We start from the raw sequence: 22,150 nt of genomic DNA, 5'->3' as shown, positions 1-22,150 counted from the left end.
AAGAAGGCGGTGCCATTGGCACCGCCTTCGACCGTTAAACGGCCATGCCCGCGAGCTCGAAGGAGGAGGAGCGCTCGAGCGGGCTCTACAGTTCTGATTGCCGGTCCGTTGAGGGAGGAGGAGAAACGAAGCGGCAAATAGCTCAGAACGCGTAGCTGGGTACACCCTTGTGGTGCGTAACCTTGTGGCCCGTGCCGAGCATCTTGAGGCTATCCCCATTGAGCGGGCGGCGGGCACCGATGACGTGATGCACAGTCTGGCGTTCGCCAGCCTGCACCGGGCTGCTGTAAGCGAAGCGCGAGACAGAGAGGCAGTCATTTTCAATTCCTTTTCGTTGCGGGCTCGGTTTCCGAACCCGTCTGATGCGCCGTATATAGCTATTCCCAAATCCTTAGGCAGAGGGTTTCGTTCATGGGAGCCATGCGTTGAATGCATAAAGCGTGCCAGGTTCGGTTTTCTTGTCACATTTCTGCCAAAATATTGAGCGGCCTGACATGGGGGAAACTGGCTGCTTTTTCTCCCATTGCCCTGATTTTTCGATAACATGGGCCGCCCCGCTTTTTGGCGGATTCGGATATAGCTATTGGGTTTTCAGATGTTCCAGTCTTTTGAGGTCACCTCTACGCCACAATTCGGCCGCGATCGGGTCGGGCAACTGCGCGCGAGTTTCGAGGCGCTCGGCATCGACGCCTTTCTCGTGCCGCGTACCGATGAATACAACGGCGAATATGTGCCGGCGGGCGCGGAGCGCCTGGCGTGGCTGACCGGCTTCACCGGGTCCGCGGGCATTGCGCTCATCACCCATAGCCAGGCGATCATTTTCGTCGACGGCCGCTACGTCACGCAGCTTGCCGAGCAGGTTGATAGTTCCGTCTTTGCCGGCGGTGACCTCGTCAACGAGCCGCCGCATGTCTCGGATTCCCAAGAACGGCAAGCAGGGGATGCGTCTGGGGATCGATCCGTGGCTGCATTCCGGCGCCGACGTGCGGCGTCTTGAAAAGGCACTTGCCGAGATCGGCGGCACGCTGGTGATCCTGCCGCACAATCCGCTCGACAGGCTCTGGACGGATCGGCCGGCCGAACCGCTCGGGGCCGTCGTCATCCAGAATGTCGCCCAGGCCGGCACGCTGGCAAAGGACAAGATCGCGACGATTGCCGCCGATCTCGCCAAGAAGAATGCGGCAGCCGTGCTGATCGCCGATCCGTCTTCGATTGCATGGATCTTCAATATCCGCGGTGCCGACGTTCCGCATACGCCGCATCCACTTGCCCGTGCTATCATCCATGCAGGCGGCAAGGCCGAGCTGTTCCTTGATAAGCGCAAGACCAGCATCGAGCCGGAAGCCTATCTTGCGCAGATATGCGTGCAACTGCCGCCGTCTTCGCTCGACGAACGGCTTGCGGCCGTGTCGAAGGATGGCCGCCGGGTTATGATCGATCCGGACATCGCATCCTATGCGCTTGAAGACATCATCCGCAAGGCAGGCGGCGAAGTGGTGGAGGGTGCCGATCCTGCCAAGCTGCCGCGGGCGGTGAAGAATAGCGTCGAACTCAACGGCTCGGCGGCGGCCCACCTGCAGGACGGCGCGGCGATGGTCGAGTTCCTCTACTGGCTGTCGCAGGAAAAGCCGGGCACGGTGACGGAGATTGCCGCGGCCGAGAAGCTGGAGGCCGTGCGCGCCAGCGTCGGCCAGAACATGCAGAACCCGCTCAAGGATGTTTCCTTCGACACGATTTCCGGCGCCGGCGAGCATGCCGCGATCATGCACTACCGCGTGACGGTCGACACCGACCGGACGATCAATGCTGGCGAGCTTTTCCTGATCGATTCCGGCGCGCAATACATCAATGGCACTACGGACATCACCCGCACCGTCGGCATCGGCGCGGTTTCGGAAGAGCAGAAGCGCTTTTTCACACTGGTGCTGAAGGGCATGATCCAGATCAGCACGGCGCGCTTTCCGAAGGGCACGCGGGGCTGCGATCTCGACCCGCTGGCGCGCATCGCGCTCTGGCGGGCGGGCGTCGATTTCGGGCACGGAACTGGCCACGGCGTCGGCTCGTATCTTTCCGTGCACGAGGGGCCGCAGCGCATATCGAGGCTTTCGACGCAGGAACTGCTGCCCGGCATGATCCTTTCCAACGAGCCGGGTTATTACCGGCCGGGCAGCTTCGGCATCCGCATCGAAAACCTGATCTATGTGCGCGAGGCGGAGGACATCCATGGCGGCGACATGCCGATGCTGGGCTTCGAGACGTTGACCTTCTGCCCGATCGACCGCACGATCGTTATTCCCGAACTGCTGACGCATGACGAGCTGCACTGGTTCAACGATTATCACGCCCGCACCCGCGAAGCGCTGATGCCGCTGATCCACGACGAGGACGTCAAAGCCTGGCTGGAAAATGCCGACGCTGCCGCTGGAATATTGAGGTTTAAAGCGCCGCGCGGCCCTAGAATCCGATCGTGCGGCGCCAGGCCATGACAACAGAGCCAGGCCGCGACGAGCATCCAGGTGTGCGACACCCTGAGGCCGACGATCAGGGCGACGACAAGCGCCAGCTTGGAATCCCAACCGCCGTCGAAGAAGGCCGGTGCGACGATGGTCGTCAGCACGGCGGCAGGGACGGCGTTGAGGGCTGCCTCCATGCGTGGCGGGATGCGTTTCATCGTGGTGATGAGCACATAGCCGCCAATGCGCGTTGCATAGGTCGCAACAGCCAATGCGAGGATCACAAGGACCATCTGGAGATCGAATTCCATCTCAGACCTGGTGCGGTTCGTTTTCGGGTTCGGGCTTGAGCGCGCCAGGCAATGGCGGCGACAGACCGAGGGTGATGCCGGCCAGCAGCGCCGGCTGACATGCCAGGGTGAGCCGACATAATAGCGCGATCGCAGAGGCGACGGCGCTGACGAGGGCGACCAGGAAGGAGGAGTTTGTCGCGGTTGCGGAAGCCGAGCACGATAACCAAGGAAATCGGCGGGCAGCAGGATATCAAGGCCGAGCGCCTTCGGGTCGCCGATGAAGCTGCCGAGCAGCCCGCCGAGAAGGCTGACCAGCACCCAGGGCACGTAGATGATGATGCCGAAGCCGAGATACCAGATGAAGGTGACTGGCTTGCCCTCCTCGCCGCGCTTCACCATCTCGGCAAATTGCGGGTCGACCAGCAGGAAGGGGCTGAAGTTTCAGCGACGTGAAATGGCGGACGTAGCGCGCGATCGCCGCCGAGTAGAGAACATGGCGGAAATTGACGGCGAGAATGGAGGCGACGATCAGCCAGGCCTGGACGTTGTTTCCGAAAAGCTCGATGCCGACCATCTCGCTGGCACCCGCATAGACGGTGGCGCTCAGGTCGGCATGAGCTCGCTGAGCGACATGCCGTTATCAACGGCAAGCGCGCGCGATCGCGCTGCGAAAGGCGCGGACGCCACGGCGACCGTGGAAGGCACCGCAAACCCTCAACGAAATCCGCGCAACTCATCGGCAGCTGTCCTCCTTCAAAAACGAACCTGCTCTATGTGCCCAGCGCCTCCCGCCGCAATCGAATTTCCTTGATCGACCGATCGATTTCGCTGAACGGTGGAACGTCTGACAATGGCAGGAGACGAGACGATGAAGCCGATAGACTTTTCCAAGGACGATAAGGCCGCGCTGATTGCGCGGATCCAGCACTTCTTCGACAAGGAACTGGATCAGCCGGTAGGGCTCCTCAAGTCGGAACTGGTCCTCGACTTCTTCGCCAAGGAGATCGGCGCCGGTACACTACAAGCAGGGGCTGCAGGATGCACATGCGGCGTTTCTGAAGCGTGCCGACGACCTTGCAGACGATATCTACGGGCTGGAGCAGGCGGCGCGGGACTGAGCCTCAGCCGGTGAGAGCCTTTTGGCTGGTGATGATCTCGATGCCGCGTGCGTGCATCTCGTCAATTGCGGCAGCCACCCCTTCCGGCGTGATGCCGCGGCTTGCGTCTTCGATGAAGCGGACCTTGATCCCGGGCGTGAGTTCCAGCGCATCGAGCGCCGAGAATTTGACGCAATAGTCTGTCGCCAGGCCGCAGACGTCGAGCTCTGTCACGCCCTGGTCTTCGAGGAAATCGGAAAGCCCGGTCGAGGCATCCTGGTCGTTGTCGCGGAAGGCGGAATAGCTGTCCACCAGCAGGACTTCGCCCTTTTGCTCGATAAGGTCGATCTCTTCGGATTTCAGCGCCGGATGCAGTTCGGCGTCGAGGGTGTTCTTTACGCAGTGATCCGGCCGCGCGTACCGTCTGCCGGGCTTGCCGGAAAGCTCGCCCATTTCGAAAGGCTTCTTGCCCGGATGGGAGGAGGCAAAGCTTCCGTGGCCGGGTGGATGCCAGTCCTGCGAGGCGACGATCAGATCGTATTTGCCGCTGTCGATCAGCTTGTTTGCGACCGGCACCACCTGATCGCCGTCCGGCACCGGAAGATTGCCGCCCGGGCAAAAACCATTCTGAATATCGACCAGCAACAACGCTTTCAAAAGGCGACTCCATACGTTTGCGGTGCAGCATGCCAAGCGGATATGCCGCTATCAACTAGTGGATTTGCGGGTGGTCAAGCGCAAGCTTTTTTTGGAGGAAGCGCGCATGTGTCGCGAGTGAGATGGCGCGACGCGGCCTGCCGCGCGGCGCCTGAGTGGAGTAACGCCAGCCCAAGCCTATCCCAGCGGCACGGGCGGCAATTCAATCGCCATGCGTTTCGTGGAAGTCGGCCTGGCCGCGCTTCCAGTAGCCCGCTGCTTTGATCCAGGCTTTCGGATGCTGGCGCTCATCGACCATGATGGCGCGCAGGCGCTTGGCGACGAGTGTTTCGCAAGCGATCCAGACATAGCCGTCGCCGGCGGGAAGCGTGAGGCCAAAGCTTCGTAAATCCTTGTCTGTACGCCCGGCCCGCGAGCGGATTGGACGCAACCGGCTCATGCACCTACGGGGGTGTGTCTTGCTGCTGAGGAGAAAACACGGCCATCGCGCTAGATTTCTCGTCCGGCCAGGCGGGGACCCACAATGGCAATCAGCATCGTGCAACTGGGCTCGCCGCGGAGCAAGGACGAGGGATTGCGCATCGGCACCGTGCGCCCAGCCCGCCGCGGGGCGTGCCGAAGGAGGAGTTTGCGAGCCGCGACTATTACGACGTCTGGCTGCCGATGCTGTCGCCGAGCCAGGAGCTGGTGGCCGAGGCGAAGGCAGCGCAGACCGAAGCCGAGTGGAAGACCTTTTCCCGCGCCTATCTCAAGGAAATGGCCGCACCCGACACCAGTCGGGTCCTCGACACGCTGGCCGCACTCTCGCACACCGCCAACTTCGCCGTCGGCTGCTACTGCGAAAACGAAAGCCGCTGCCACCGCAGCCTGCTGCGCGGCTTCTTGCGGAGCGTGGCGCGCAGCTCAGGGCGAAGGCCAGCGCCTAGGCGGCAGATGCGCTCTCTTGCCGATCCTACCGGCTATTTCTGCCTTCCTTGGCCACGAAGAGCAGCCGGGAGCAAGCCATGACCGAGCCAGGGCCAGAAGAGAAGATCGACGCCACCTTCCGCAACGGCTCGCTGACGGCCGCGGGCATCATTCTCGGCTTTTCGCTGAGCTTCATCAGCCGCTGGGTCTCCAACCCGAACGACTGGAGCCGCATCGACATCCTGCCGATGCTGCTCCTGACCGTCGGCATCGGTCTGCAGGTGAAGGTCTTCGCCGACCTTTTGGCGCGGGATTCGCTGATTGCTGCCAAATACGACCGGTCGCGGCGGCTCTTCCTGATCGGATTGGGCATCGTCGCCATCGGCATCGCGATCGCGCTCGTCAACGATATTCTGGGGATGGGCAAGATGCCGACGTGGGGGTGAGCGGGCATTATTCATGCCCGCTCCACAAGACGTTCGGCACACGCTTCTACCCGGCCGTCAGGTTTTGCTTGGTCGCAACGCCGTCGCGTCGCCGTCCGCATGGATGGTTGAAGAGGTCAGGTCCCAATAAGCTTGTTGCAAGTTGCCAGTGCAATGCCCGGATTGCTGAGAACGGCAATCACCAGAGACAGACCAATCACCGATAGTGAATAGCGTTTCATCTCGATCCTCCTATACCAGCCCGAAGGGAGTATGGGGAAGGGAGGGTGGAGGGGGAAGTCACGAATGGGTGAGGTGCAGTTGACGGCCGATGTCGGAATGAGGCCCCAGCCCGCTCGAACAGCGTCTCGAGCTCTCGTCTGCAACGATTGCCAAATGCCGGATACATTCAATCTAAATTCAGGGTTTTATTGCAGTGCCTATACGACGATTAAGCTTGATCCGTATTTTACTGCGCAAATTTCTGTACGAAGGTGCCAAGGTGGCCGATGGATGTCGCAGGGATAGATTGAAATCAAGGTTGTGTGTGACGAAATCCGAGACGGCTTTTTCTTCAAGCAATGGGGCGGCATCAACGCGAAAAACGCCGGCCGTGAATGTCGGGGTCAGACTTTTGACGAGATGCCTCGTGCCGCGCAGCCGGCTCGTCAAACCCGCTCGACAAACCCATCCAACACCCTCTTCTGCCCCGCCCGATCAAAATCGATCGTCAGCTTGTTGCCCTCGATCCCGGTAATATTCCCATTGCCGAATTTCAGGTGGAAGACGCGGTCGCCCATCTGGAAGCGGGAGGGTTCGGTGGAAGGTGGATTTGGCGACGAGTTCGCCTTCGATGGTGCGGCCCTTGGGGCCGCTTTCGCCGTAGCCGATACGTTCGACCGCGTGGCCCGAGCGGGTGCCCCAATTGTCGCGGGTGGCGTCGGTCTTGTTGGCTTGGGCGCGTTTCCAGCCGGGGGTTGAATAGGAATTGGCGAAGGGGTCGGCCTTGTCGAAGCGCGACTGGCCGTAGCCGCCGCGGCCGTAACCGCCGTAGCTCTGCTCGACCTCGGCGACTTCGACATGGGTTTCCGGCAGTTCGTCGAGGAAGCGCGAGGGGATGGTCGATTGCCAGAGGCCGTGGATGCGGCGGTTGGAGACGAACCAGATGTGGCAGCGGCGCTTGGCGCGGGTGATGCCGACATAGGCGAGGCGGCGCTCCTCCTCAAGCCCGGCGCGGCCGCTTTCGTCGAGCGAGCGCTGATGCGGGAAGAGGCCTTCTTCCCAGCCTGGCAGGAAGACAGTGTCGAATTCCAACCCCTTGGCCGAATGCAGCGTCATGATCGAGACGGCGTCGAGGTCTTCGTTCTGCTCGGCATCCATGACCAGCGCGACGTGCTCCAGGAAGCCGCGCAACGACTCGAAGCTCTCCATCGAGCGGATGAGTTCCTTGAGGTTGTCTAGCCGGCCGGGCGCTTCCGCCGTCTTGTCGGCCTTCCACATGTCGGTGTAGCCGGACTCCTCGAGGATCTGCTCGGCAAGTTCGGTATGCGGCGTCGTTTCAAGCCTTTGCTGCCAGTTCCTGAAGCTATGCACCACGTCGAAGAGCGCCTTGCGCGCCTTCGGTTTCAGCTCGTCTGTTTCAATAATGTCGGCGGCTGCGGCGAGCATCGGGATGTCGCGGGCACGGGCGTAGTCGTGCAGCGCGCGCACGGTCGTGTCGCCGAGGCCGCGCTTCGGGGTGTTGATGATGCGCTCGAAGGCCAGGTCGTCGGCGGGCTGGGCGACGAGGCGGAAATAGGCCATGGCATCGCGGATTTCGAGGCGCTCGTAAAAGCGCGGGCCGCCGATGACGCGGTAGTTGAGGCCGAGCGTCACGAAGCGATCTTCGAATTCGCGCATCTGGAAGGAGGCGCGCACCAGGATCGCCATGTCGTTGAGGTTATGCTGCTTGCGCTGCAGGGCCTCAATCTCCTCGCCGATGGCGCGGGCTTCCTCTTCGCTGTCCCAGGAGGCATGCACCTGCACCTTGACGTCTTCCGGGTCGACGCGGTCGGTGAACAGCGTCTTGCCGAGCCGGCCTTCGTTGTGCGCGATTAGATGCGCGGCGGCGCCGAGGATGTGTTCGGTCGAGCGGTAGTTGCGCTCCAGCTTGATGACCTTGGCGCCCGGGAAATCTTTCTCGAAGCGCAGGATATTGTCCACTTCCGCGCCGCGCCAGCCATAGATCGACTGGTCGTCGTCGCCGACGCAGCAGATGTTGATGGTGGTGTCCCTGATCTCCCCCCTTGTGGGGAAGATGTCGGGGGAGCCGACAGAGGCGGGTGTACTCGCTCCGCTGTCCGAGGGGTTATCGCCCTCTGCCCTGCCGGGCATTTCTCCCACAAGGGGGGAGATGGACTTTCGGCTCGGCCGCTGCGCCAACAGCCGCAGCCACATGTACTGCGCAGTATTGGTATCCTGGTATTCGTCGACGAGGATATAGCGGAAGCGCTGGTTGTATTCCTTGAGCAGGTCCGGGTTCTTGCGGAAGATAGCGATGGGATGCATCAGCAGATCGCCAAAATCGCAGGCGTTCAAGGTCATCAATCGCGCCTGATAGGCGAAGTAGAGTTCCCGGCCCTTGCCGTTGGCAAAAGCGCGGGCGTCGCCTTCGGGAATGTCGGCGGGGCCGAGGCCCTTGTTTTTCCACGTATCGATCATGCCGGCGAATTGCTTGGCCGGCCAGCGCTTGTCGTCGAGGCCCTCGGCCTGGATCAGCTGCTTGACGAGGCGAACGACGTCGTCGGTATCGAGGATGGTGAAATCGGACCGCAGGTTAACGAGCTCGGCGTGGCGGCGAAGCAGCTTGACGCCGATCGAGTGGAAGGTGCCGAGCCAGGGCATGCCTTCGACGGCGCCGCCGACGAGTAGCGCGATGCGTTCCTTCATTTCGCGCGCCGCCTTGTTGGTGAAGGTGACGGCGAGGATCTGCGAGGGGAAGGCGCGCCCGGTGCTCAAGATATGCGCGATGCGGGTCGTCAGCACGCGGGTCTTGCCAGTGCCGGCGCCCGCCAGCACGAGCACCGGGCCTTCCAGCGTTTCGACCGCTTCGGTCTGTTCGGGGTTCAGGCCTGCAAGGTAGTCCGGCCGCTTGCCGCCGTCGCGGGCAGCCATGGCGCGGGCGGCGATCCCTCCGGCTGCAGGGGCGGGCGCCTGCGGCTTGCGCGGCGCTTCACCCGGTTCTTCGTCGAAGAAGGGGATATCGTCGAAACTATTGCTCATGGCGCGTAATGTAGTGATTCGGGATGGAAAGGCCAGAAAAGATGTTCTTGGTTCATTCCAGCGCCTCCAGGACGAAAGCTGACCGTTGCCGGCGCGGCGCATTTGGGGCGGCGGCAGATGCCCAAAGTAGCGATTGGCAATTCAGGCCGGAAATACGCTTCCGCTCAAGCAAAAGTGACCTGTTTTCGCGAGGATGGAGATTACAATTCTGTAATGACTAGCACGTGCGCTTGATGGCCGCTTGTAAAGGGGCGATATTGTCGCAGTCAGGTGGGGAAAATGTCTAAAGGCGCTCTTTTCGATCGTCCCAGGTCTGACCCCTTGGTCCTCCGGAGACGTGAATGGCTTTTTGGAAGCAGTTTGTTCTTTCTCTTATCGTTATTGCGGCCGGCTTTGCCGGATGGATTTTCTTGTGCCGGGTGCGGCTGATGTTTTGAGAAATGCCGGCGTCCCGGAAAACATTGTCGCCAAGGTGGCTCCTCCCGTGGAGTTCCGGCGGTGCGTCGGGGCAGGGCGAGGGCGCCCAGGGCGGCGCAGGACGCAATGGCAGCGGGCGCAACAGCGCCGTTCTCGTCGTGACACAGGCCGTCGTGCAGGGCGTGGTCAACGACCGGCTGAACGCGATCGGCACAGGCGACGCGATCCGCTCGGTGGTGGTGACGCCGCAGGCAATGGGCACGATCCGTGAAATCCTCATCAAGTCCGGGGACAAGGTCAAGCAGGGGCAGGTGCTTGCCAAGCTCGACAGCGAGGAGCAGGTGATCGCCAAGGGGCAGGCCGAAGTGGCGTTGAAGAGCGCGATCGAGAAATCCAATCTCTATCACAACATCAAATCCAGCGTTGCGCGCATGGACGTATTCGATGCCGAGATTGCCGAGCAGGGCGCGCGGCTGCAGCTGCAGGCCGCCGAGCTCAATCTCACCCGGCGCAACATCGTGGCGCCGATCGACGGCATCGTCGGCATCGTCCCAGTCAACATCGGCGACAACGTGACCACCAGCACGCCGATCGTGACACTCGACGACCGCTCGGAAATCCTGGTCGACTACTGGGTGCCGGAGCGCTTCGCCAATACGGTTTCGGTCGGCCAACCGGTTGAGGTAACGTCGGTCGCGCGGCCGGGGCAGGTGTTCACCGGAGTGGTCCAGGCAGTCGACAACCGCATCGACGCGGCCAGCCGGACGCTGCGCATCCGCGCCAAGATCGACAACCGCGCCGACGAGCTTCGCGCTGGCATGTCCTTCAATGTCAGCATGAAGTTCGCGGGCGAAAAATATCCTGCGGTCGATCCGGTTTCCGTTCAGTGGGATTCGCAGGGCTCTTTCGTCTGGCAGGTGGTCGACGGCAAGTCGCACAAGGTGCGCGTCAGCATCGTGCAACGCAATCCGGATTTCGTGCTCGTGAAAGCCGGCATCAAGGATGGGGACGCCATCGTGACGCAGGGTCTGCAGCGCGTCCGCGAGGGCGGGCCGGTGCGGACCGGCAATGAACTGGCCTCGAACAACGGGGTCGCGACACAATGAACGTGACCGTCACCGAACTTCCAGAGAGAGCCTCCGGCAAGCAGACCTTTACGGCACTCTTCGTGCGGCGCCCGATCCTGGCGCTGGTTTTCAATACGCTGATGGTGGTGGCGGGTCTTGCTGCCTATGCCGGGATCGAAGTGCGCGAACTGCCGGATGTCGACCGCCCGGTCGTGACCGTGCGCACCATGTTCGACGGCGCTGCACCGCAGACGATCGATCAAGAGCTGACGAAGGTCATCGAAGGCGCAGTTGCGCGCGTCAGCGGGCTGAAATCGATCTCCTCGCAATCGCAGTTCGGCCAAAGCCGCGTGACGCTGGAGTTCTCCGATACCGTCGATCTCGCCGTCGCCGCAAACGACGTGCGCGATGCGATCGGGCGCATCATGGAGCAGCTACCGGACGATGCCGACGCCCCGCAGATCGTCAAGGCGGATGCGGATTCACAGCCGATCATGCGTCTTGCGGTCACCTCGACCAAGCTCAACATGGATGACCTGACGCTCCTCGTCGAAAACGAGATCGTCGACCGGCTGGCCTCCGTCGATGGCGTTGCCGATGTCGAGCAATACGGCGACCAGGAAAAGATCTTCCGGGTCGATGTCGACCAGGGCGCTCTCGCAAGCCGCGGGCTGACGGTCGGCGATCTGACGGAGGCGCTCGACAACTCCGCCCTCGACGTTCCTGCCGGATCGCTGAAGAGCACGACACAGGACATCGTGGTGCGCGCCACGGCGAGCCTGCAAAAGCCGGAGGACTTCGCCAATGTCATCCTGCAGGACCGCGTGCGTCTCGGCGACGTCGCGACGGTGACGCTCGGGCCGCGTGACGGCGATACGGCGCTGCGCTCTAATGGCAAGCGCGGCATCGGCCTCGGCGTCATCCGCCAGGCGCAATCGAATACGCTCAATATTTCGAGCGGCATCAAGACGGTGGTCGAGCAGCTTTCGAAGACGCTGCCGGAAGGCACGAAGATCGCGATCACCAGCGACGACGCCGTGTTCATCCAGGGAGCGATCCACGAGGTCGTGCTGGCGCTGATCCTTGCCGGCGTCATCGTCACCGGCGTCATCTACCTCTTCCTGCGAGACTGGCGGGCAACCTTGATCCCCGCGGTCAGCATGCCGGTGGCTTTGATCGGCACGCTGACTGCGATCTATCTGGTGGGGTTCTCGATCAATATCCTGACGCTGCTCGCCATCGTCCTGGCGACAGGTCTCGTCGTCGATGATGCGATCGTGGTGCTCGAGAACATCGTGCGCCGGCGCGCCGAAGGCATGGGGCCGCGGGCGGCCGCCGTCCTCGGCACGCGCGAGGTCTTCTTCGCGGTCATCGCGACCACGGCAACGCTTGCCGCCGTCTTCATTCCGCTGTCATTCCTGCCGGGGCAGGTGGGCGGTCTCTTCCGGGAGTTCGGCTTCGTGCTGGCCTTCTCGGTCGGTCTCTCGTCGATCGTCGCGCTGACGCTTTGTCCGATGCTCGCCTCGCGCATGCTGACGAAGCCAATGCTGGAGGATCATGGCGCGCTCGGCCGCTTCGGCGGGGCGTTTGCGCGTGTCTATCAATGGAGCCTGCAGCGTTGCCTCAACGCGCCCTTGGTCGTCATTGTCGCGTCGGTTTTCTTTGCCGGGGCGGCGCTTGTCGCCTTCTCGACGGTCAAGAGCGAGCTTACGCCGAACGAGGACCGCGCCATGGTGATGATGCGGCTCACCGCGCCGCAGGGATCGAGCCTCGAATATACGCGCGACAAGCTGCAGCTCGTCGAAGAATACCTGCAGCCGCTGGTCGACAGCGGCGACATCAGGAACGTCTTTTCGATCTCCGGCCAGGGCGGCTCGGCCAATAGCGGCTTCATGGTGCTGACGCTGGCGCCCTGGGGCGAGCGCGACCGCACGCAGGCGCAGATCGTCCAGGACATCAACCGGGCGGCATCGCGCGTGCCCGCTCTTCGCGGCAATGCGATATCCTCGAACAGCCTGCGCATTCGCGGCGCCGGCAGCGGTATGCAGATGGCGCTCGTCGGCAATGACTACGACCGCCTGACGGCTGCCGCCGTCGAGCTGGTGCAGGCGCTGGATGCGACCGGGCAGTATGATACGCCGCGCCTGACCAACGAGCCGACGCAGGCGCAGGTCTCGGTGACGATCGACCGCGAGCGGGCTTCCGATCTCGGCATCGATATCACCGGGCTTTCGACGGCGATGCAGTCGCTGCTCGAGGGACGTTCCGTGGTCGACGTCTTCGTCAATGGCGATGCCTATCCGGTTCTGCTCACTTCGACCATGCGGCCGATCGATGATCCGACGGATCTCGAAAACGTCTTCCTGAAGACCGGCGAGGGCAAGATCGTACCGATGTCGGTCATCGCTTCGATGAAGGAAGGCGCGGTTGCGCCGCAGCTGAACCGTGAATTGCAGCTCGCTTCCGTCGCGATCACGGCGGGCCTCAAGGAGGGCATGTCGCTCGGCGATGCCGTCAAGCAGGTGACGGAGCTTGCCGAGCCGATCCTGCCGCCAGGGCGCGCGTCTTGTTCCACTTGCCGAAGCGGCGACCCTCGAAGAGAACTCCAGCGGCATGGCGCTCACCTTCGGCTTTGCGATCGTGATCATCTTCCTGGTGCTGGCGGCGCAGTTCGAAAGCGTGCTGTCCTCGCTGATCATCATGTCGACCGTGCCGCTTGGGCTTGCCTGCGCCGTCTTCGCGCTCATTATCACCGGATCGAGCCTCAACATCTACAGCCAGATCGGCCTCGTGCTGCTCGTCGGCGTCATGGCGAAGAACGGTATCCTGATCGTCGAGTTCGCCAACCAGCTCCGCGACCGCGGGGTAGAAGTGCGCGAGGCGATCGAACGCGCCTGCGCGCTGCGCCTGCGCCCTGTCATGATGACGATGATCGCCACCATCCTCGGCGGCGTTCCGCTGGTCTTTGCGCATGGCGCAGGCGCGGAAGCGCGTATCGCGCTCGGCTGGGTGATCGTCGGCGGACTGGGTTTCGCAACGCTGGTCACGCTCCTTATCACGCCGGTCGCCTATCTGCTGGTGGCGCGCTTTGCCAAGCCACATGCGCATGAGGAAGCCCGTCTGCACGAGGAGATGGCGATTGCGGCACGGCCGAAACCGGTGCCCGATCCCGAAGCATCTCCAGGCCGCGGAGTAGATTTGACGCCGTCTGCTTAAAACGTCGCCGCCTCCCATCGCGGCGGCGTGTTCGTGTGTCAATGAAGGTTGCAAAACAGAATAAATTTCTTCTGAACGTTAGATGTTTCTTAAGCGTAAAACGCAATGATCTACCCGTAACCGATCAGATGCCTCGGCGTTTCGGAGGCTTGCCCACCCGCTGATTTCAGCGCCCGAACATGACGTTTCGCGGACACGGTTCGCTGTTTGTTTAAGTAGCATGTAGTTGTGTTCGGAGTTTCGTTCCCGTGAGTATTTTTCAACGCACATCTGTCGATGCGGCGCTGCATACGCTTCGTGATATCAACCACAGCCTGACGCGGACGCAGAACCGCGTCTCGTCCGGCTTTCGCGTCGAACAGGCCCGCGACAACGCCGCCTACTGGTCGGTGGCGACGACGGCCCGCTCCGACAATAAGGCGCATGCTGCCATTCAGGATGCGCTCGGCATGGCGGCCGCCACAATGGGTACGGCCTATACGGGCGTTGCCCGCGCCGTTGACGTCGTTTCCGAAATCAAGGCGAAACTTGTCGCTGCGACCGAACAGGGCGTCGATAAGGAAAAGATCAATGAGGAGCTGACGCAGCTGAAGGCACAGTTGCGCTCCGTCGCCGAAGCGGCAGCCTTCAACAGCGACAACTGGGTCGTCCTGACGGATGAAGACAATCCCACCGAGCCGAAGCAGATTCCGGCGTCCTATATCCGCAATGCCGACGGCACGGTCACCGTCGGCACGCTGACCTATCATATCGACCTGCCGTCGACGGGCGTCACCACATCGAAGGATGCCCGCTACCTCGTCGACGACCGTTCCGGCGGGAGCGGCGAATACGGCGCTCTGACGTCATCCTATTTCGCGACGGAAATGGGCGCTTCGCAGAATTACGTCATGATTTTGAGCAAGGCGGGCAATACCGCCGGACAAGTGGAGATCGGGCTTTCATCCTCGACGACAAAAGATCAGGTCGATGAGATGATCAGCGTCGTGGACGGCATTCTCAGGCAGACGACCACCGTGGGCTCGGCTTTTGGTGCGCTGGAAAAACGCATCGAGCTCCAGAACGAGTTCGCCAAAACGCTTTTCGACGCGTACAGCTCAGGCATCGGGCGTCTGGTCGATGCCGATATGGAAGAGGAGTCGAGCAAGCTCACGGCGTTGCAGACGCAGCGGCAGCTTGGCCTGCAGGCGCTCTCGATCGCCAATGCCAGCTACGACACCGTAAGGCAACTCTTCCAGGCCTTCTAAGCGCATGCGGTCCCGCCTGACTCGATATTGTCGAGCCTGTCGAGACCGCTGTGGCAAATTGGCGATATCCTTGGGATTTGTGCAAGCGAGACGTGTCCATTCCACTGATTTTGTTTTATCGGAGGGGACGCGTTCATCTTGTTGCCGCATTCCATAATATTTGCTCGGGCCAGCTTCGAACGGAGAGCTTTCTGTCCATGATCAAGAAATTCGTACTTCTGGCGATGGCCGCCAGCTACCTGACCGCCTGCACCACGACCGACCCCTATACGGGCGAGCAGAAAATGTCGAACACCGCAGGCGGGGCAATGCTCGGAGCTGTCGGCGGAGCGCTTGCGGGTGCCGCCCTTGGCGGACGCGGGCACGGCCCGCGCAATGCGGCGCTGATCGGCGCGGGCCTCGGCGCGCTCGCAGGCGGCGCGATCGGCAACTACATGGACCAGCAGGAAGCGGAACTCCGCGCCCAGCTCCAAGGCACCGGCATTTCAGTGACGCGTAACGGCGACAACATCATCCTGAACATGCCGTCGAACATCACCTTCGACATCGACCAGGACGCCGTGAAGCCGGGCTTCTATCCGACGCTGAACTCGGTAGCGGTCGTGCTCAGGAAGTTCAACCGCACATTGATCGATGTCAACGGCCATACGGATTCCACCGGCAGCCTGCAGCATAACCAGGATCTGTCGCAGCGCCGCGCCCTTTCGGTTGCCGGTTATCTCGGCGGACAGGGTATCGACCAGCGTCGCGTCTCTGCCGTCGGCTTTGGCCCGTCGCAACCCGTCGCGTCAAACGCGTCGGAGGCTGGCCGCGCCCAGAACCGCCGCGTCGAGATTCAGATCGCGCCGATCACGCAGAGCTGAGCTGCGCCACATTTATCAAAAACGGCCGGGTCATCGCCGGCCGTCTTTCGTTTCAGGCATGCATCGTCGCGCCCTTAATGATCTTGTCGACGATCTTCTTGCCGGCGCGCAAAGCGACGCCCACGACCTTGGCGTCTTCCGGCGCGTATTCGGCAAATACGGCGCGATTGGCGGCGTCATGGCCGGTTGCAAACATCTCCTCGATGAACAGCGAGGATGGAATCTCGCGTTCCAGCACGCGGCGATGTATCGCTGAAATCGTCGCCTCATCGGCCGATAGCACGATGATCGGCTGGACTGACATGGCATTGTAGGTGTTGCCGGCGCGGTCCCTGTAGGCCTCGCCGATGATCGCGGGATTTTGCCCGGCGATGCCGCTCATCAAAAAGGCGGTTACATTGAGCTTCTGCCATGACGCAAGATTGTTTCGCAGAACGATCGCAATTTTGGTATCAAACATTCCAGTCTCTTTCATGCGGTTTCGAGGTCGCGTTGAGCCAGGATGTAACGCCGCAGGTTTTCGAAGGTCTTGAACGTTTGTGCGTGCCGCAGGGTGGCGACGGCATTGTGGCAGCGCCAGCCTTTCCCGGGATCGAGCGCATCGAGGCGAAATTCAGCGGAAATGCCTTCGAGCCGCACCGGCACGACACCTATGGGCTCGGTGTGACGCTGAAGGGTGTGCAGACCTTCTCGTATCGCGGCGAAAGGCGCTTCAGCATGCCCGGTCAGGTGATCGTGCTGCATCCAGACGAGGTGCATGACGGCGGGGCGGGCACCATCGACGGGCTGCAATACCGTATTGTCTACCTGGAACCCGCGCTGCTTGCCGAAAGCCTGGAAGTCGAGAAACTCGGGCTGCCTTTTGTCGACCAGCCTGTCGTCAGCGATGCGGTTCTTGCCGGCGTCCTGCTTGGCGCACTGACTGATCTCGATGGAGGGCTCGACGAGCTCTTCGTCGACGATTTCCTGATGCGCATAGCCGACGGGCTTGTAAGGCACGCGAAGGCATTGCGCAGGCTGCCCGCCACTATAGCGTGGAATCAGGCCCGTTGCGCCCGCGACTACCTTGAAGCACATGCGACGCGAACGGTGCGTTCCGACGAGCTTGAATCGGTAACAGGACTCGACCGCTTTGCATTGTCGCGGCATTTCCGGGCTGCATTCGCGACCAGTCCGCATCGCTACCTTCTGATGCGGCGGTTGCAGCAGGCGCGGGCGATGATCGGCGAGGGCAGCGAGCTGTCGGACGTCGCCTTTGCCACCGGCTTTGCGGATCAGAGCCACCTGAACCGGCATTTCAAGAAAGCCTACGGCATGACGCCCGGCCAATGGGCCGCGCTCAGGCGGGGTTCTCGGCCAGGCCGCTTTTCCGCGCGATGAAGCGCGCGAGCATCGGCCCGGTAAACAGGATCACCACAAACCGCCCCACCTGCATCGCCATGACGAAGGGCAAGTCGACATCGCTAGAGGCGGCGATGATGGCAACCGAATCCGCACCGCCAGGGCTGGTCGCGAGATAGGCTGTCAGCGGATCGATGCCCGCGAATTTGTGCAGGGCCACGGCCATCAGCCCGCAGATCGACATCAAAAGCAGGATGGAGGCGGAGACGCGTGGCAGAGCGCGGGCGGCATGCTTCAGGATCGAACGGGTGAAGCGCAGTCCGATGCTCCAGCCGATCAGGGCATAGCTGATCGCGAGCAGCCACATCGGCAGCTCGATCGTCAGGAGGTCGAAACCCTGCAACAGAGAGCCCGCGAGAAGCGGCAGGATGATGGTGCCGCCCTGGACGCGGAAACGGAAGGCGGCATAGACGCAACAGCAGGCAAGCAGCACAGTCGCGGCAAATGCCGGCCAGTCGATCGGCGGGAAGAGAATAAGCGGTGGCAGCCCGCCGTCGGCGGTGACCCAGAGGCGCGAGACGCCGGAAGCGGCTACGCAGACGAAGACGACGCGCAGATACTGCATGAAGGCGACAAGGCGGGCATCGGCGCCATAAGCCTCCGACATGATGACCATGGCCGAGGCGCCGCCGGGGGAGGAGCCCCAGACGGCGGTGGTGCCAGGCAGCACCTGCAGCCGGGTCAGGAGATAGCCGAGCACGCCTGCGATGGCAATTACCGAGACGATGACCAGCAAGAAGAGCGGCGCATCCTTGGCCATCGTTGCGAGAATGTCCGGCGTGATGGCGCGCGCCATCATCAGGCCGACCAGAGCCTGCCCGAATTGCAAGGGCCAGTAGGGTACGCGCATCTGGCCCTTGCCGATCACCAGGGCGAGAAAGATCGCCGCGATCATCGGCCCAACGAGCAGCGATGCCGGAAGGGCGAAAAGTTCAAGAACGACAACGAGAGAGGTGGAGAGGCTAAGCAGCAGAACCCATCTCGCAAGGCTGGCTTCTCGTATGGCTCGGCTTGCGGCTTTGAACGGCATCGAACGCCTGTCTTTTCCGACCGATGGGCCGCGGTGAACGGCATGGAAATTCATCGGTAGCAACATATGGACCGGCGGGACCAGCCGGAAATCTATCGCCGGTATATGGGCAGGTTAAGCTGGCCGCAATTGCGAAATATAGCCACCTTGGCGAAAATTCCGCCTGGCGCGCGCCAGTCGAATAGCAGCGTTGCGCCAGGCGCAAGGCCCGGGCTAGAGACGAACGTTGGCTGCGAGAAAATCGAGCAGTGCGCGGACGCGGGCGGGCAGCGGACCGCCTTGGCCGATATAGACGGCATAGAATTCCTCAAGGTCGCCGGGGTTCAGGTCTTCAAGGACAGATACCAGTCTTCCTGCGGCGATATCGGCGCCGACAGTGAAGACGGCAAGGCGCGCGAGGCCGGCGCCGGAAAGTGCCAGGTGGCGCATCCCTTCGCCGTCGCCGACCTGAATGCCCGGCGTCACCGGCACAAGCACCGTGTCGTCTTGATCAAGTAGCGGCCAGCCGCCGATGGCGCGGGAATAGGAAAAGCCGATGCGGCAGTGCTGTTGGAGATCGGCGATCGACTTTGGTTCGCCATGGCGGCGAAGGTAGTCCGGCGAGGCCACGATGAACTTGCGGGCTGCACCGAGCTTGCGGGCGATCAGGCTGGAATTCTTCAGCGGTCCGGCGCGGATTGCGACGTCGGCGCGCTCCTCCATGAGATCGACGACCTTGTCCGTGTAGGAAATGTCGAGCGTCACGGCGGGATGAAGCGCCATGAAGGATGATAGGAGGGGCGCGAGCACATGATTGCCGAAGGACGCGCTGGTATTGATACGGATCGGCCCGGCCGCCTGTTCGCCGGCTGAGGCATAGCGCTCGGCCTCGGCGATATCGGCAAGGATGGAGACGCTCCTTTCGTAGAATGCGCAACCCTCCGGCGTGAGTTGCAGGCGCCGCGTCGAGCGGTTGATGAGACGTGTGCCAAGCCGGGCTTCGAGGCGGGCGATGAGCTTGCTGACGGCCGACGGGGTCATCCGGCAGGCGGTTGCCGCAGCGGTAAAGCCGCCAAGCTCGACGGCGCGCACGAAGACGTCCATTTCGCCGGCGCGATTGATGTCCTGACGGCTCATGATGAATTCAAATCACAAATGACTTTCTCGCTGGCAATCTATATCGCGCCTTAGTGAGTGTCTATCTCTCCTCAAGACAACAGGAGACAGTCCATGGAATACAGAAATCTCGGTGCATCCGGCCTCAGGGTGCCGGTCTTGAGTTTCGGCGCGGGCACCTTCGGCGGCAGCGGCCCATTGTTCGGCGCATGGGGCAATACCGACGCGGCGCAGGCGCGGCGTCTGGTCGATATCTGCCTCGAGGCAGGCGTCAATCTCTTCGATACCGCCGATGTCTATTCGGCGGGCGCATCGGAGGAGGTTCTGGGGCAGGCGATCGGCGGCAAGCGCGACGCCGTGCTCATCTCCACGAAGATGGCCTTGCCGATGGGGACGGGCCGGCAGATTGGGGAGCTTCGCGCTTGCGGCTAATCAAATCCGTCGATGATGCGCTTCGCCGCCTCGGCACAGACTATATCGATTTGCTGCAACTGCATGCCTTTGATGCCTCGACGCCGGTCGAGGAGATGCTTTCGACGCTCGATCGACTCGTTGCTGCCGGCAAGCTGCGCTATATCGGCGCGTCGAATTTCGCCGGCTGGGAGCTGATGAAATCGCTCGCCGTCTCGCAGCGGCATGGCTACGCGCGGTACGTGGCCCATCAGGTCTATTATTCGCTGGCGGGCCGGGACTACGAATGGGAGCTGATGCCACTCGGTGCCGACCAAGGCGTGGGTGCGCTTGTCTGGAGCCCGCTTGCCTGGGGCAGGCTGACCGGCCGGATCCGCCGCGGCCAGCCGCTACCGGAAGGAAGCCGGCTGCACCAGACGGCGGAATACGGCCCGCCGGTCGATGACGAAATGCTCTTCAACATTGTCGACATTCTCGAGGAGATTGCCGCGGAGACGGGCAAGACGGTGCCGCAGATCGCCATCAACTGGCTGACCGCCCGGCCAACCGTGTCCAGTGTCATCATCGGGGCGCGCAACGAGGAGCAGCTGCGCCAGAACCTCGGTGCTGTCGGCTGGTCGCTGACGAAGGAGCAGGTCGAAAGGCTCGAAAAGGTCAGCGCGGTGTCGGCGCCTTATCCGTATTTCCCATACAGACGGCAGGAAGGCTTCGCGCGGCTCAATCCACCGCTCGTTTGAGCCATCTCACGAGACTCTTGACTGGACAGGCGCCATCCGTCGTCCCATACCAACCTTCCCGTGACGGCGGATAGTATGGGAGATCAACAGGATGGCGCTCAGCGATGCAAAGGCTGGAAAACGCAACGAGGAGGGCATTTTCGCGGTCGTCGGCATCTTGAAGCAGCGCTTCGGCGAGCGCTTCCAGACCGGCGAATCCTTCCGCGCCCAGCATGCACATACGACCACCTACATTCCGGCGCAGTTGCCCGACGGTGTGCTGTTTGCCGAGACGGCCGATGACGTGAAGGCCGCCGTCAAGGTCTGTGCCGAACACAAGGTGCCGGTGATCGGCTTTGGCACCGGTTCTTCGCTGGAGGGGCAGGTGAATGCCCCGAATGGCGGGGTTTCGATCGATTTCAGCCGGATGAACCGGGTTCTCGAAGTGAATGCCGAAGACCTCGATTGTACCGTCGAGCCAGGCATCACGCGCGAGGAACTTAACGTTTATCTCCGCGATACCGGCCTCTTTTTTCCCATCGACCCCGGCGCGAATGCCTCGATCGGCGGCATGGCTTCGACGCGGGCGTCCGGAACCAACGCCGTGCGCTATGGCACGATGAAGGACAATGTGCTCTCGGTTACGGCCGTGACGGCCAATGGCAAGGAAATCCGCACCGCGCGCCGGGCGCGCAAATCCTCGGCGGGTTACGACCTGACTCGCCTTTTCGTCGGCGCCGAAGGCACGCTCGGGATTTTGACCTCGGTGACGCTGCGGCTGCAGGGAATTCCCCAGAAGATCGCAGGCGGGGCTTGCTCCTTCCCGACAATCAAAGCCGCCTGCGACGCGGTCATCATGACAATCCAGATGGGCATTCCGGTCGCGCGCATCGAATTGCTCGACGACGTGCAGATGCGGGCGTGTAACGCCTATTCGCGTCTGACTTACGCCGAGAGCCCGACGCTCTTCCTAGAATTCCACGGAAGCGACGGGGCCGTCGAGCTTCAATCGGCGCAGTTTGCCGAGATCGCGGCCGAATGCGGTGGCGGCGAATTCCTTTGGACGGCAAACGCCGAGGAACGCAACAAGCTCTGGAAGGCACGGCACGATGCTTATTGGGCCTGCCGCGCGCTGGCGCCCGGGCTTGCCGCACTTTCGACCGATGTTTGTGTTCCGATATCACAGCTTGCCGATTGCGTTGCCGAGACGCAGGCCGACATCCAGGAACATGGTCTGCTGGCGCCGATTGTCGGCCATGCAGGAGATGGCAATTTTCACGTGCTCCTCCTGTTCGACGACAAGACGGCGGAAGGTGTCGCGGTTGCGGAGGATTTCGTGGTGCGGCTCAACCAGCGGGCTCTCGCGATGGATGGAACATGCACCGGAGAGCATGGGATAGGACAGGGGAAGATGGCGTTTCTCGAGCAGGAACTCGGCGGCGCCGTCGATCTTATGCGGCAGGTCAAGCAGGCGCTCGATCCTGACAACATCTTCAATCCGGGCAAGATTTTTCATCTTGTCTGAAAACGGAACAATCTCATGATCTTCGGCTTTGCTCCCGGCATGAATGACGGTAGTGTCGGCAACGGAATCC

13 protein-coding genes and 7 pseudogenes are annotated in these 22,150 nt (G+C 62.1%); 11 read left to right on the top strand and 9 right to left on the bottom strand.

Annotated elements, in window-relative coordinates; all coding sequences use genetic code 11:
* Window positions 1–142: 142 nt before the first annotated feature.
* The gene (locus ACW4PC_RS08360) at window positions 143–325 is read right to left on the bottom strand and encodes a hypothetical protein (protein ID WP_455873643.1); all 183 of its coding nucleotides are present in this window, start codon (window positions 323–325) and stop codon (window positions 143–145) included.
* A gap of 270 nt (window positions 326–595) precedes the next feature.
* On the opposite strand from ACW4PC_RS08360, the pseudogene ACW4PC_RS08355 reads away from it, so the two are divergent.
* Window positions 596–2,433, top strand: a pseudogene (locus ACW4PC_RS08355) (aminopeptidase P family protein).
* A 21-nt stretch (window positions 2,434–2,454) separates the two neighbouring features.
* On the opposite strand, the pseudogene ACW4PC_RS08350 reads toward ACW4PC_RS08355, so the two are convergent.
* A pseudogene (locus ACW4PC_RS08350) lies at window positions 2,455–2,764 on the bottom strand (AzlD family protein).
* A gap of 1 nt (window position 2,765) precedes the next feature.
* Window positions 2,766–3,483 (bottom strand): annotated as a pseudogene (locus ACW4PC_RS08345) (AzlC family ABC transporter permease).
* A gap of 131 nt (window positions 3,484–3,614) precedes the next feature.
* Here ACW4PC_RS08345 and ACW4PC_RS08340 point away from each other — a divergent pair.
* Window positions 3,615–3,878 carry a DUF2164 domain-containing protein gene (locus ACW4PC_RS08340; protein WP_455873458.1) on the top strand — a complete coding sequence of 88 codons (264 nt, stop codon included), beginning with the start codon at window positions 3,615–3,617 and terminating at the stop codon, window positions 3,876–3,878.
* On the opposite strand, the gene pncA is transcribed toward ACW4PC_RS08340, so the two are convergent.
* Both pncA and ACW4PC_RS08330 read right to left on the bottom strand, forming a co-directional pair.
* Window positions 3,868–4,500, bottom strand: coding sequence for a bifunctional nicotinamidase/pyrazinamidase (pncA, locus tag ACW4PC_RS08335; RefSeq protein WP_455873457.1), 633 nt, complete (start codon window positions 4,498–4,500; stop codon window positions 3,868–3,870). The two genes, ACW4PC_RS08340 and pncA, sit on opposite strands and share 11 nt — an antisense overlap.
* 202 nt (window positions 4,501–4,702) lie before the next feature.
* Complete coding sequence (locus tag ACW4PC_RS08330; protein ID WP_455873456.1) at window positions 4,703–4,939, bottom strand: SIP domain-containing protein; 237 nt, start codon at window positions 4,937–4,939, stop codon at window positions 4,703–4,705.
* A 173-nt stretch (window positions 4,940–5,112) separates the two neighbouring features.
* Between ACW4PC_RS08330 and ACW4PC_RS08325 the strand changes: the two genes are divergently transcribed.
* Both ACW4PC_RS08325 and ACW4PC_RS08320 read left to right on the top strand, forming a co-directional pair.
* Window positions 5,113–5,508 carry a DUF488 domain-containing protein gene (locus ACW4PC_RS08325; RefSeq protein WP_455873455.1) on the top strand — a complete coding sequence of 132 codons (396 nt, stop codon included), beginning with the start codon at window positions 5,113–5,115 and terminating at the stop codon, window positions 5,506–5,508.
* Window positions 5,505–5,852, top strand: a complete 348-nt coding sequence (locus ACW4PC_RS08320; protein WP_455873454.1) for a hypothetical protein — start codon at window positions 5,505–5,507, stop codon at window positions 5,850–5,852. Before ACW4PC_RS08325 ends, ACW4PC_RS08320 begins: the two co-directional genes overlap by 4 nt.
* A gap of 647 nt (window positions 5,853–6,499) precedes the next feature.
* Here the strand turns inward: ACW4PC_RS08320 and ACW4PC_RS08315 are convergent.
* Window positions 6,500–9,092 (bottom strand): annotated as a pseudogene (locus tag ACW4PC_RS08315) (ATP-dependent helicase).
* Window positions 9,093–9,433: 341 nt separating this feature from the next.
* Between ACW4PC_RS08315 and ACW4PC_RS08310 the strand changes: the two are divergent.
* The 4 genes and pseudogenes from ACW4PC_RS08310 (at window position 9,434) to ACW4PC_RS08295 (ending at window position 15,902) form a co-directional block, all read left to right on the top strand.
* Window positions 9,434–10,615 (top strand): annotated as a pseudogene (locus ACW4PC_RS08310) (efflux RND transporter periplasmic adaptor subunit).
* A gap of 2 nt (window positions 10,616–10,617) precedes the next feature.
* Window positions 10,618–13,772, top strand: a pseudogene (locus ACW4PC_RS08305) (efflux RND transporter permease subunit).
* 268 nt (window positions 13,773–14,040) lie between these two features.
* Window positions 14,041–15,039, top strand: a complete 999-nt coding sequence (locus ACW4PC_RS08300) for a flagellin N-terminal helical domain-containing protein (RefSeq protein WP_455873453.1) — start codon at window positions 14,041–14,043, stop codon at window positions 15,037–15,039.
* Window positions 15,040–15,236: 197 nt separating this feature from the next.
* Window positions 15,237–15,902, top strand: a complete 666-nt coding sequence (locus ACW4PC_RS08295; RefSeq protein WP_455873452.1) for an OmpA family protein — start codon at window positions 15,237–15,239, stop codon at window positions 15,900–15,902.
* Between the two features lie 52 nt (window positions 15,903–15,954).
* Here ACW4PC_RS08295 and ACW4PC_RS08290 read toward each other — a convergent pair whose 3' ends face one another.
* Window positions 15,955–16,362, bottom strand: a complete 408-nt coding sequence (locus ACW4PC_RS08290; RefSeq protein ID WP_455873451.1) for a DUF2000 family protein — start codon at window positions 16,360–16,362, stop codon at window positions 15,955–15,957.
* Window positions 16,363–16,394: 32 nt separating this feature from the next.
* Here ACW4PC_RS08290 and ACW4PC_RS08285 point away from each other — a divergent pair, with 32 nt between their 5' ends.
* A complete protein-coding gene (locus ACW4PC_RS08285; protein ID WP_455873450.1) occupies window positions 16,395–17,282 on the top strand; it encodes an AraC family transcriptional regulator in 888 nt (295 codons plus the stop codon).
* Here ACW4PC_RS08285 and ACW4PC_RS08280 read toward each other — a convergent pair.
* The gene (locus ACW4PC_RS08280; RefSeq protein WP_455873449.1) at window positions 17,242–18,333 is read right to left on the bottom strand and encodes an AbrB family transcriptional regulator; all 1,092 of its coding nucleotides are present in this window, start codon (window positions 18,331–18,333) and stop codon (window positions 17,242–17,244) included. The two genes, ACW4PC_RS08285 and ACW4PC_RS08280, sit on opposite strands and share 41 nt — an antisense overlap.
* Window positions 18,334–18,546: 213 nt before the next feature.
* A complete protein-coding gene (locus ACW4PC_RS08275) occupies window positions 18,547–19,449 on the bottom strand; it encodes a LysR family transcriptional regulator (RefSeq protein WP_455873448.1) in 903 nt (300 codons plus the stop codon).
* 93 nt (window positions 19,450–19,542) lie between these two features.
* Between ACW4PC_RS08275 and ACW4PC_RS08270 the strand changes: the two are divergent.
* Both ACW4PC_RS08270 and ACW4PC_RS08265 read left to right on the top strand, forming a co-directional pair.
* Window positions 19,543–20,576: pseudogene (locus ACW4PC_RS08270) on the top strand (aldo/keto reductase).
* A 91-nt stretch (window positions 20,577–20,667) separates the two neighbouring features.
* Window positions 20,668–22,080 (top strand): FAD-binding oxidoreductase, encoded by a 1,413-nt coding sequence (locus ACW4PC_RS08265; RefSeq protein ID WP_455873447.1) that lies wholly within the window; start codon window positions 20,668–20,670, stop codon window positions 22,078–22,080.
* The last annotated feature ends 70 nt before the right edge of the window (window positions 22,081–22,150 follow it).

It is taken from the genome of Rhizobium yanglingense (assembly GCF_977109285.1).
Note: the sequence above shows the minus strand (reverse complement) of the source record. Positions and strands in the feature narration are given on the sequence as shown.

Coding starts and splice junctions, on each gene's coding strand:
- ACW4PC_RS08290 (WP_455873451.1), bottom strand. CDS start 16,362: ATGTTTGATACCAAAATTGCGATCGTTCTGCGAAACAATCTTGCGTCA.
- ACW4PC_RS08320 (WP_455873454.1), top strand. CDS start 5,505: ATGACCGAGCCAGGGCCAGAAGAGAAGATCGACGCCACCTTCCGCAAC.
- ACW4PC_RS08265 (WP_455873447.1), top strand. CDS start 20,668: ATGGCGCTCAGCGATGCAAAGGCTGGAAAACGCAACGAGGAGGGCATT.
- ACW4PC_RS08295 (WP_455873452.1), top strand. CDS start 15,237: ATGATCAAGAAATTCGTACTTCTGGCGATGGCCGCCAGCTACCTGACC.
- ACW4PC_RS08280 (WP_455873449.1), bottom strand. CDS start 18,333: ATGCCGTTCAAAGCCGCAAGCCGAGCCATACGAGAAGCCAGCCTTGCG.
- ACW4PC_RS08330 (WP_455873456.1), bottom strand. CDS start 4,939: ATGAGCCGGTTGCGTCCAATCCGCTCGCGGGCCGGGCGTACAGACAAG.
- ACW4PC_RS08275 (WP_455873448.1), bottom strand. CDS start 19,449: ATGAGCCGTCAGGACATCAATCGCGCCGGCGAAATGGACGTCTTCGTG.
- ACW4PC_RS08340 (WP_455873458.1), top strand. CDS start 3,615: ATGAAGCCGATAGACTTTTCCAAGGACGATAAGGCCGCGCTGATTGCG.